General features: G+C 46.6%; 11 protein-coding genes, 1 tRNA gene and 1 pseudogene. 9 read left to right on the top strand and 4 right to left on the bottom strand.

Annotation, left to right across the window (positions count from 1 at the left end; genetic code table 11):
• The 4 genes and pseudogenes from ACTHTY_RS10515 to ACTHTY_RS10500 form a co-directional block, all read left to right on the top strand.
• A partial coding sequence (locus ACTHTY_RS10515) for a VENN motif pre-toxin domain-containing protein (protein ID WP_440367549.1) occupies positions 1-728 on the top strand: 728 nt, incomplete at its 5' end.
• A gap of 11 nt (positions 729-739) precedes the next feature.
• Positions 740-1,135 carry a hypothetical protein gene (locus tag ACTHTY_RS10510; RefSeq protein WP_002236084.1) on the top strand — a complete coding sequence of 132 codons (396 nt, stop codon included), beginning with the start codon at positions 740-742 and terminating at the stop codon, positions 1,133-1,135.
• A 75-nt stretch (positions 1,136-1,210) separates the two neighbouring features.
• Positions 1,211-2,230: pseudogene (locus tag ACTHTY_RS10505) on the top strand (IS5 family transposase).
• Positions 2,209-2,649: a hypothetical protein gene (locus ACTHTY_RS10500; protein WP_440367547.1), complete on the top strand. Its 441-nt coding sequence runs from the start codon at positions 2,209-2,211 to the stop codon at positions 2,647-2,649. Before ACTHTY_RS10505 ends, ACTHTY_RS10500 begins: the two are co-directional and overlap by 22 nt.
• Before the next feature lie 204 nt (positions 2,650-2,853).
• Here the strand turns inward: ACTHTY_RS10500 and ACTHTY_RS10495 are convergent, their stop codons facing one another.
• The gene (locus ACTHTY_RS10495; RefSeq protein ID WP_049328858.1) at positions 2,854-3,312 is read right to left on the bottom strand and encodes an RrF2 family transcriptional regulator; all 459 of its coding nucleotides are present in this window, start codon (positions 3,310-3,312) and stop codon (positions 2,854-2,856) included.
• Positions 3,313-3,458: 146 nt separating this feature from the next.
• On the opposite strand from ACTHTY_RS10495, the gene ACTHTY_RS10490 reads away from it, so the two are divergent.
• Positions 3,459-3,839: a hemerythrin domain-containing protein gene (locus ACTHTY_RS10490; protein WP_440367546.1), complete on the top strand. Its 381-nt coding sequence runs from the start codon at positions 3,459-3,461 to the stop codon at positions 3,837-3,839.
• An 86-nt stretch (positions 3,840-3,925) separates the two neighbouring features.
• Positions 3,926-5,083, top strand: coding sequence for an NnrS family protein (locus ACTHTY_RS10485; RefSeq protein ID WP_371492736.1), 1,158 nt, complete (start codon positions 3,926-3,928; stop codon positions 5,081-5,083).
• Positions 5,084-5,184: 101 nt separating this feature from the next.
• Here the strand turns inward: ACTHTY_RS10485 and ACTHTY_RS10480 are convergent.
• The 3 genes from ACTHTY_RS10480 to ispB all read right to left on the bottom strand — a co-directional run bounded on the left by ACTHTY_RS10480 (position 5,185) and on the right by ispB (position 6,703).
• A tRNA-Arg gene (locus ACTHTY_RS10480) sits at positions 5,185-5,259 on the bottom strand.
• 18 nt (positions 5,260-5,277) lie between these two features.
• Complete coding sequence (locus ACTHTY_RS10475; RefSeq protein ID WP_004518807.1) at positions 5,278-5,724, bottom strand: DUF441 domain-containing protein; 447 nt, start codon at positions 5,722-5,724, stop codon at positions 5,278-5,280.
• A 4-nt stretch (positions 5,725-5,728) separates the two neighbouring features.
• Positions 5,729-6,703, bottom strand: a complete 975-nt coding sequence (gene ispB / locus ACTHTY_RS10470) for an octaprenyl diphosphate synthase (RefSeq protein WP_440367544.1) — start codon at positions 6,701-6,703, stop codon at positions 5,729-5,731.
• A gap of 263 nt (positions 6,704-6,966) precedes the next feature.
• Here ispB and rplU point away from each other — a divergent pair, with 263 nt between their 5' ends.
• The 3 genes from rplU to ubiM all read left to right on the top strand — a co-directional run bounded on the left by rplU (position 6,967) and on the right by ubiM (position 9,033).
• On the top strand, positions 6,967-7,275 hold the full coding sequence (gene rplU / locus ACTHTY_RS10465) for a 50S ribosomal protein L21 (RefSeq protein WP_002216394.1): 309 nt from the start codon (positions 6,967-6,969) through the stop codon (positions 7,273-7,275).
• 27 nt (positions 7,276-7,302) lie between these two features.
• Positions 7,303-7,575: a 50S ribosomal protein L27 gene (gene rpmA, locus ACTHTY_RS10460; protein WP_002212328.1), complete on the top strand. Its 273-nt coding sequence runs from the start codon at positions 7,303-7,305 to the stop codon at positions 7,573-7,575.
• A 273-nt stretch (positions 7,576-7,848) separates the two neighbouring features.
• Complete coding sequence (gene ubiM / locus ACTHTY_RS10455; protein ID WP_308882062.1) at positions 7,849-9,033, top strand: 5-demethoxyubiquinol-8 5-hydroxylase UbiM; 1,185 nt, start codon at positions 7,849-7,851, stop codon at positions 9,031-9,033.
• Positions 9,034-9,067 lie beyond the last annotated feature (34 nt).

The raw sequence follows: 9,067 nt of genomic DNA, 5'->3' as shown, positions 1-9,067 counted from the left end.
AGATCAAAGTTAATTTCAGCGAAAACTATATTGCTCACAAAATCGCCCATGCTGTAGCAGGCTGTGCAGCTGCTGCTGCGGCACGACAAGGCAAGTGTCGTGATGGTGCAATCGGTGCAGCTGTTGGGGAAATGGTTGCAGAGGAAATGTTGAAAGGGCGTGATGTAAGTAAAGATCGCCAAAAAATCATCGGGTACTCGCGGATTATTGCAGGCAGTGTGGCGGCATTGTTTAAGGGGGATGTGAATGTAGCGGCGAATGCGGCTGCTGTGGCGGTAGAGAATAATTCCCTCTTTCAGCCACAAAACACATTAGAAGCGGGAGTAAGAAATGCAATTTTACGAGGAGATATTCAGGAATTACGGCTTTTGTTGGGCGAAGTAAATTTTTCAAAAGCTGAGGCTGCCTATGCTCAAAGGATTTTAGCTTCGATGGAAAAAATAGGTGAAAGTAATTCTCGACTATTGGCTGAAAGATACGGCGTAGATTGGCTAAATAAAGTTCATCACGTCTTTAAGGGGCATCAAGGAAGCATCGGTAATGCATTGATTCAAAAATCAGGCTCCATGGAAAATGCCTTTGTAGCGACGCAAAAGGCAGTGGATGCTTTAAAACTGACAAAAACAGAAAATTATCCAGTTACTGTAATGGTCAATGGTATAACGGTAATTGTTCGCGTATATGTCAATAATGGAGTATCTCGTATTGCAACTATTTTGAAAATGTAAGGGTAGAATATATGAACCAGTTTTGTTTATCTGAATATGAGAAGGCTTTTTTATGTAGAATTATTGAAAACAATATGATATGGAAGGAATATTTAATAGAGCAAATAGAAAATTCAATAATAGTATCTAGAGATAATACAGGATGTGGGTGCTACATTGATTTTCAGGTAAATTTAGAAAGAACTAATCTAAATAAATACGAAAATATCCCTATTTTTTTTGAAGGAGACATCACTGCACCGGATAAGTCAGATGCAGCGACTTTCCTGCTATATACTACAGAGTCTTTGAATAAAGCAGGTAGAATTATTGATTTTCTGGAAGTTGCTATTGCAGGCACAAATTATGATGAAGTTGAGGTCTATTCATGGTTAAAGATGGAAAATAGCTTACGGTTCGGCTTATAAAATAAACTGACTGAGACCTTTGCAAAATTCCCCAAAATCCCCTAAATTCCCATCAAGACATTTAGGGGATTTCTCATGAGCACCTTCTTCCAGCAAACCGCCCAAGCCATGATCGCCAAACACATCGACCGTTTCCCGCTATTGAAGTTGGATCAGGTGATTGATTGGTAACCGATCGAACAGTACCTGAATCGTCAAAAAACCCGTTACCTCCGAGACCACCGCGGTCGTCCTACCTATCCCCTGTTGTCCATGTTCAAAGCCGTCCTGCTCGGACAATGGCACAGCCTCTCCGATCCCGAACTGGAACACAGCCTCATCACCCGCATCGATTTCAACCTGTTTTGCCGTTTTGACGAACTGAGCATCCCCGATTACAGCACCTTATGCCGCTACCGCAACTGGCTGGCGCAAGACAACACCCTGTCCGAATTGCTCAAACTGATTAACCGCCAATTGACCGAAAAAGGCCTAAAAGTAGAGAAAGCATCCGCCGCCGTCGTTGACGCCACCATTATTCAGACCGCCGGCAGCAAACAGCGCCAGGCCATAGAAGTCGATGAGGAAGGACAAATCAGCGGCCAAACCACACCGAGTAAAGATAAAGATGCCCGCTGGACAAAGAAAAACGGGTTATACAGACTCAGTTACAAACAACATACCCGTACCGATGCGGAAGGCTATATCGAGAAACTGCACATTACCCCCGCCAATGCCCATGAGTGCAAACACCTGTCGCCTTTATTGGAAGGCCTAAGCGAAGGTACGACCGTCTATGCCGACAAAGGCTATGACAGTGAGGAAAACCGGCAGCATCTGGAAGAGCATCAGTTGCTGGACGGCATTATGCGCAAAGCCCACCGCAAACATCCGCTGACGGAAGCGCAAACCAAACGCAACCGACATCTATCGAAAACACGTTATGTAGTCGAACAAAGCTTCGGTACGCTGCACCGTAAGTTCCGCTATGCCCGGGCAGCCTATTTTGGTCTGATTAAAGTGAGTGCACAAAGCCATCTGAAGGCGATGTGTTTGAACCTTTTGAAAGCCGCCAACCTAAACAAGACTATTATATGTATGGGTTTGGAGGCATAGATTGGTTTCAAGCCGCAACCTGTGAGCTTATCCATTGCCTGCCTGATATGTATTGGGGTGTGGTGTTTGGTAAAGCATACAGTGATTTGTTCGGTATGGACAAACTACTTTCTGCCCCTGCCTACCATGTTGAGCAGCTTTCAGATGATGCGGTTTATATTCAGCTTTCTGAAACTTTAGGAGATGTGTTAACCAATTTCGACGAGGTGCAAGCTGTAAGGGAAAAGGTTAAAGAGCATTTAGGTAATGCTTTTTTCAGGCCGGAACTGGCTTATCCCATTGTTACACCTATAATCATTGATGGTGAGCTTGATTTTGATTATCAGCCGCCTGAGCCGGGATTGGTATATAACGTTCCCAATTTTGTATTGAAAAAAGACCGTTACGTTGATTGGGAAGATACTTGGCGTACTTTTTGACTAGGGAATAAGTAAATGGCGAACAGTTACTTTTTGCTTGCTCTGGTTGATATCTTTCTATTATTTTAAAATTAGCAATGCCGTCTGAGAATCCTAATTTCAGACGGCATTTTTTATTTTTCCGAGTAATACCGCATGCCCCTATATTGAGAGGCTGATGATTATTTCAATATAGCTGGACTGTTTTTCAGACGGCCTGAAAGTTTAATCAACCATTCTGCGTATTTCGTTGATGGGGATACGCGGGGTATAGAGTATGTCGTAGGTTGGTTTGTCCAAAAGATCTTGCAGGGAGTATTGATCTAAATGGTTGAAGAAGGCTTTGATGGCACCGGTAATGATGCCGGTCAGTCGGCAGGATGGGGTGATGAGGCATTCGTTGTTATCGCCCATGCATTCGACAACCTGCATCGGCTCAAGATGGCGCACGACTGCGCCGATGTTGATTTTTTCAGGAACATCTGCCAAGCGCAAACCGCCGCCTTTGCCACGCACGCTGACCAGAAATCCGCCTTTGACTAATGAGGTAACCACTTTCATCAAATGGCTTTTGGAAATATTGTAAGTTTCGGCAATGGTGCTGATATTGACGAGGGTGTCATCGTTAATGGCGGTATAAACCAATACGCGCAATCCGTAATCGGTATGTTGGGTCAGATACATGGCTGGCTCTTTGAATATTTTTCTTATATGTCAAAAGGGTTGTGTTTGGTAAGGGGTTGTTTGACTTTATGTAGGATTGGGTTTCATAATATCTGAAACATTTGAATTAATCCAGTTTGACAAACTGTTGCCATTATAACGAACTTATGAAGCCCTTGAAACGCCACCCTGCCTTAATAGAACTTTCCCGCGAGCATCATGGCTCGCTGTCGTTGTGTGTCCGTCTCCTGCGTACGCCGGAGCAAAGCCATCAGGCGGAGCTGGAGCCTCATTTTGTGGAGCTTGAGCCACATTTTTTGGAGGAGGAAACCATGTTCGCGCCGTATTGGGATAAGGTTGATCCGGCGTTGAGGCAGCGTTTTGAATGCGATCATGCCAAGTTGCGTGCGATGATGGCTCATCCTGAATATATGAATGAATCATGGAATAAGGATTTTGCGGTAACTTTGCGCGATCATGCGCGCTTTGAGGAACGCGAGCTTTTCCCTGCGATTGAACCTTTTTTGCCTTTGCCTGAAAATGCGTAACAGGGAAAGGAGTCGATGGCCGTCTGAAAAGTTTCAGACGGCCTCTGTTGCTGTTTTATGATGATATAAAAATTGAAGGAACCACCATGACCGATTTGTTCAAACATCCTGTATGGGCAATGGCCTTCCGCCCGTTTTATTCGTTGGCGGCTTTGTATGGCGCATTGTCTATACTGCTTTGGGGCTTCGGCTATCAGGGTACGCCTGAATTGCCGGGTTTTTATTGGCATGCCCATGAAATGATTTGGGGCTATGCCGGATTGGTTGTCATTGCATTCTTATTGACGGCCGTGGCGACTTGGACAGGCCAGCCGCCGACACGCGGTAAGGCGTTGGCCGGTTTGACCGCATTTTGGCTATTGGCCCGCATTTGTATGTTTATTCCTGGTTGGGGGGTAACGGCAAGCGGCATATTCGGTACGATCTTTTTCTGGTATGGCGCGGTATGCATGGCTTTGCCGGTAATTCGTTCTCAAAATAAGCGCAACTATGTTGCCGTGTTCGCTATTTTTGTTTTGGGTGGCACCCATTTCGCCTTCCATCTGAAAGTGCAGCCGTTTGATGCCATTGCGCTGATGACCGGTTTGCAATCCGGTTTGATTATGGTGGCCGGATTTATCGGTTTGATCGGTATGCGGATTATCTCGTTCTTTACGTCCAAACGCCTGAACGTGCCGCAAATTCCCAGCCCTCAATGGGTAGCACACGCATCGCTTTGGCTGCCTATGCTGACCGCCATGCTGATGGCGCATAACATTTTGCCGGGACTGGCTGCGTTGTTTGCTCTGGCTGCCGGTGTGATTTTTACCGTGCAGGTGTACCGCTGGTGGTATAAAGCCGTACTAAAAGAGCCTATGCTTTGGATTTTGTTTGCAGGTTATCTGTTTACAGGCTTGGGTTTGATTGCTGTCGGCATTTCTTATCGGGTTCCAAGTTTCCTGAATTTGGGTGTACACCTTATCGGCGTTGGCGGTATCGGCGTGCTGACTTTGGGTATGATGGCGCGAACTGCGCTTGGCCATACCGGCAACTCTATTTATCCGCCGCCTAAAGTGGTTCCTGTTGCCTTTTGGTTGATGATAGCCGCAACGGTTGTCCGTGTTTTGGCAACCTTTGTGAACGGTACGGCATACACGCACAGTATCCGTTGCTCTGCCGCTTTGTTTGCCGCTTCTTTGCTGTTGTACGCATGGAAATATATTCCTTGGTTGATCCGTCCGCGTTCGGATGGTCGTCCGGGTTAACGGTTTGGCGAAATGAGAAGGCCGTCTGAAAAGTTTCAGACGGCCTTTATTATTGATAATAAAAAAGCCTTTCAGAATATGAAAGGCTTTTATTGAAATTATGGCCTCGCCAACAGGAATCGAACCTGTATTTTACGCTTAGGAGGCATACGTTCTATCCGTTGAACTATGGCGAGGCGGTAAAGGAGGGGATTTTAAACCTTTCCGGCAAAAAAAGACAATAAGCCGGCGGCAATCAAAGGGCCGACCGGAATGCCGCCGACGAAGGCAACGCCGATAACCGTGCCGATTAATAATCCGGTTACCAAAACAGGCTGTTCGCTCATCAATGGAACGCCGCGTCCGGCAAGCCAGGCAACCAAAATGCCGATAAGGACGGCGGCAATCATTTTGAAATTGATAAACTCGGAAACCGGCGGAATCTGGATTTTACCGGAAACCAGCGGGCTCAATACACCGATGGTCAGTAGGATGATGCCCAGATGCAAACCGTGTTTTTCCACCAAGGGAAGATATTGCGACAAGGCCGTCTGCTGCATGAGCAGCAATACCGCTGCCGAAATCGTAATCGAGTTGTTGTTGCTGACGACGCCCAAAAAAATCAGCGTAACCAGAAACAAAGGGACAAAGCTGAAATTCATCGGATTAAGATACTCTGGCCAAGGATTCTTTTGCCAGTTGGATCATGGCTTCTTTGACTTCGCTGTCAGGCAACACGTTCAATGAAGCGATGGCTTTGTCGACGGCTTTTTTCGCCTCGGAAATCGAATACGGCAAAGCGTCGGAGTTGACGACATAGTCGTGGATTTTTTCAAAATAGCTGCGGTCGGCATTTTCCAAAGCGTGGCGCACATCGTTTGCTGCTTTCTCGGAGCCGTTTCGCATCAGGTAAATCAATGGCAGGGTAGGTTTGCCTTCTGCTAAATCGTCGCCGACGTTTTTGCCGATTTCTTCGGTTTCGCCTGAATAGTCCAATACATCGTCAATGATTTGGAAAGCCGTACCGACGTACATGCCGTAGTCTTTCAAGGCTTGCTCGTATTCGGGGGAAGCCTTGCCCAAAATTGCGCCGACTTGTGCGGCCGCTTCAAACAGTTTTGCTGTTTTGTATTGGATAACTTGGACGTATTGCTCTTCGGTAATATCCGTATTGCCGATGTTCATCAGCTGCATGACTTCGCCTTCGGCGATGATGTTGGTCGCATCTGCCATCACTTCCAAGATACGCATGCTGCCCGAACCGACCATCAGTTGGAAGGCGCGTGTATAGAGGAAGTCGCCGACCAAAACAGCCGCCGCGTTGCCGAAGAGGTTGTTTGCCGTTTTACGGCCGCGGCGCAAATCGCTTTCATCGACGACATCGTCGTGTAGGAGGGTGGAGGTGTGGATGAATTCCACCATCGCTGCCAGCGAGTACAGCTTTTCATCGTCATGCCCGACTGCTTTGCCTGCCAAAATGGTAATAATCGGACGCAGGCGCTTACCGCCCGCGCTAATGATGTATGTGCCGATTTGCGAAATCAGCGCAACATCGGATTGAACAGCTTGGTTGATGACCGCATTAACTTTGGCAAGGTCATCGGGCAGGTGGCGTTGGAAGTAAGGCAGGTTTTCGAGCATAAAACATTCTCTGTTGATAAAACGGAGCGGGGGCTCCAATGAATCTGTTTAAACCCGTACATTCGGTCGGGGTAATAATGTTGCATAAAGATATCAGCAATCCAGCGCGTGATTATATCAGTTAAAAAGCATGCAACATATCTTTCAGACGGCCTTTTCACTTGTAAATAAAATAAATTTTGACAAAACAGGCAAATAGAAATAGAATAGCTCGTTTCGCACATGGTGTGCGGAATGTTAACCTAATTCTCATGGAGTTGAGTATGTACGCGGTCGTAAAAACCGGCGGTAAACAATACAAAGTTTCCGTTGGCGAAAAATTGAAAGTAGAACAGATACCAGCCGAACTCGACAGCCAAATCGAACTGACTGAAGTTTTGATGATTGCTGACGGCGAATCTGTAAAAGTAGGCGCACCTTTTATCGAAGGCGCAAAAGTAACAGCTAAAGTCGTTGCTCATGGTCGTGGCGAGAAAGTACGCATTTTCAAAATGCGTCGTCGCAAACACTACCAAAAACGCCAAGGCCATCGCCAAAATTTCACCCAAATCGAAATCGTGGCAATCGCCTAATTTCAAGTAAGTTCAGGAGTATTACAAATGGCAAGTAAAAAAGCAGGCGGTAGCACCCGCAACGGTCGCGATTCAGAAGCTAAACGCTTGGGCGTTAAAGCCTACGGCAACGAGCTGATTCCGGCAGGCTCTATCATCGTTCGTCAACGTGGTACTAAATTCCACGCAGGTGACAACGTAGGCATGGGCAAAGACCACACTTTGTTTGCTAAAGTCGACGGTTACGTTGAATTCAAAACTAAAGGCGCGCTGAACCGTAAAACCGTCAGCATCCGTCCTTACACCGGTTCTGAAGAATAATCGTTTTACGATTGAAAGCCGCATTCCTTTCGGAATGCGGTTTTTGTTTGTCAGACTGTTTTGTCTGTTTGATAAAATCCGTATGTCGTAAAGCTTGATTTATATTAAGGCCAAAGTAAAAACGCGCTTACAATCGATAGTCTTTGTTTTATTCTATCGACTCTTTCTATATAATCTATCAAATGCCTTTGATTTACCCTCATGTAGCTAAACACAGTAAACTTAAGGCCGTCTGAAAAAATCCGTATCAGTTGAATACAAGGAATTCCTCCCATGAGCTTACACAGTGATATTCTCGTCGTCGGCGCAGGCCCTGCCGGATTAAGTTTTGCCGCAGAGTTGGCCGGAAGCGGGTTGAACATAACCCTGATTGAAAGAAGTCCTTTAGAAGTGTTGCAAAATCCGCCGTATGACGGCCGTGAAATCGCACTGACGCACTTGTCGCGCGAAATCATGCAGCGATTGGGGATGTGGGATTTGATTCCAAAAGACGAAATTTATCCTTTGCGCGATGCCAAAGTGTTGAACGGCCATTCCGATTACCAGCTCCACTTCCCGCAACCGACTCAGGCGCGCGGCGAGCCTGCGGACTGCTTGGGCTATTTGATCTCCAATCACAATATCCGCAAAGCCGCTTATGAAGTCGTGTCCAAATTGGACAACGTGAAAATTCTGACCGGCACCAATGTTAAAGAAGTCAAAACTTCTGACGATGAGGCGCAAGTTATTTTGGAAAGCGGCGAAGTATTGACCGGCCGTTTGTTGTTGGCCGCTGATAGCCGCTTCTCGCAAACGCGCCGTCAATTAGGCATTTCTTCCGATATGCACGATTACAGCCGCACTATGTTTGTGTGCCGCATGAAGCATACTCTGTCCAACCTGCATACCGCATATGAATGTTTCCACTACGGCCGCACCATTGCGTTGCTGCCTTTGGAAGAGCATTTGACCAATACAGTGATTACGGTGGACAGCGATAAGGCCGAAACGATTAAAAACATGTCGCCGGAAGAATTGGCGGCCAGCGTGAAAGAGCAACTCAAAGGCCGTTTGGGCGATATGGAATTGGTCAGCACCATTCACAATTATCCTTTGGTCGGCATGATTGCCCAACGTTTCTACGGCAAACGCAGCGCGTTGATCGGCGATGCTGCGGTCGGTATGCATCCGGTTACTGCGCACGGTTTCAACTTGGGTCTGGCAAGTGCCGATCTTTTGGCCAAATTGGTTCTCGAAGCCGAGCAACACGGTCAGGATATTGGTGCGAAGAGCCTGCTGGAAAAATACAGCACCAAGCATATGCTCCACGCCCATCCGATTTACCACGGCACCAATATGCTGCTGAAACTCTTTACCAATGAAACTGCTCCAGCGAAACTGCTGCGCGGTTTGGTATTGCGTGCAAGCAATAACTTCCCGCCGCTGAAAAAACTGATTACCAAACAATTGACCGGTTAATTGTTTAAAACATAAAAGGCCGTCTGAACGATTA

This window comes from Neisseria sp. P0019.S002 (assembly GCF_051957155.1).
Taxonomy (GTDB): Bacteria; Pseudomonadota; Gammaproteobacteria; order Burkholderiales; family Neisseriaceae; genus Neisseria; species Neisseria perflava.
This window is presented reverse-complemented; position numbering and strand designations above follow the sequence as displayed.

Bases quoted from the DNA above. Each gene is read 5' to 3' on its own strand.
- ACTHTY_RS10510 (WP_002236084.1), top strand. From the start codon at position 740: ATGAACCAGTTTTGTTTATCTGAATATGAGAAGGCTTTTTTATGTAGA.
- ACTHTY_RS10500 (WP_440367547.1), top strand. From the start codon at position 2,209: ATGTATGGGTTTGGAGGCATAGATTGGTTTCAAGCCGCAACCTGTGAG.
- ACTHTY_RS10495 (WP_049328858.1), bottom strand. From the start codon at position 3,312: ATGTATCTGACCCAACATACCGATTACGGATTGCGCGTATTGGTTTAT.
- ACTHTY_RS10490 (WP_440367546.1), top strand. From the start codon at position 3,459: ATGAAGCCCTTGAAACGCCACCCTGCCTTAATAGAACTTTCCCGCGAG.
- ACTHTY_RS10485 (WP_371492736.1), top strand. From the start codon at position 3,926: ATGACCGATTTGTTCAAACATCCTGTATGGGCAATGGCCTTCCGCCCG.
- ACTHTY_RS10475 (WP_004518807.1), bottom strand. From the start codon at position 5,724: ATGAATTTCAGCTTTGTCCCTTTGTTTCTGGTTACGCTGATTTTTTTG.
- ispB (WP_440367544.1), bottom strand. From the start codon at position 6,703: ATGCTCGAAAACCTGCCTTACTTCCAACGCCACCTGCCCGATGACCTT.
- rplU (WP_002216394.1), top strand. From the start codon at position 6,967: ATGTACGCGGTCGTAAAAACCGGCGGTAAACAATACAAAGTTTCCGTT.
- rpmA (WP_002212328.1), top strand. From the start codon at position 7,303: ATGGCAAGTAAAAAAGCAGGCGGTAGCACCCGCAACGGTCGCGATTCA.
- ubiM (WP_308882062.1), top strand. From the start codon at position 7,849: ATGAGCTTACACAGTGATATTCTCGTCGTCGGCGCAGGCCCTGCCGGA.